The following is a 239-nucleotide window of genomic DNA, read 5'->3' as shown; positions in this document are numbered from 1 at the left end:
CCCGGTTAACGAAAGTTTTGGACTTATACTCTTAGAAAATCTCTTCAAACCACGTCAACGTCGCCTTGCCGTGCGTATGGTTACTGACTACGTCAGTTCTATCCACAACCTCAAAACAGTGTTTTGAGCTGACTTCGTCAGTTCTATCTACAACCTCAAAGCAGTGCTTTGAGCAGCCTGCGGCTAGCTTCCTAGTTTGGTCTTTGATTTTCATTGAGTATAAGAAGTCCTTTTCCTTA

General features: G+C 43.1%; 1 protein-coding gene. It reads right to left on the bottom strand.

From position 1 onward, the window contains the following. Positions 1-31 precede the first annotated feature (31 nt). Positions 32-239: hypothetical protein (locus F1003_RS19190; RefSeq protein ID WP_235898443.1), on the bottom strand; the 208-nt coding region annotated here is incomplete at its 5' end.

Origin of the sequence: Winogradskyella ouciana (genome assembly GCF_009709615.1) — a bacterium.
In the GTDB taxonomy this organism is placed as follows: domain Bacteria; phylum Bacteroidota; class Bacteroidia; order Flavobacteriales; family Flavobacteriaceae; genus Winogradskyella; species Winogradskyella ouciana.
This window is presented reverse-complemented; position numbering and strand designations above follow the sequence as displayed.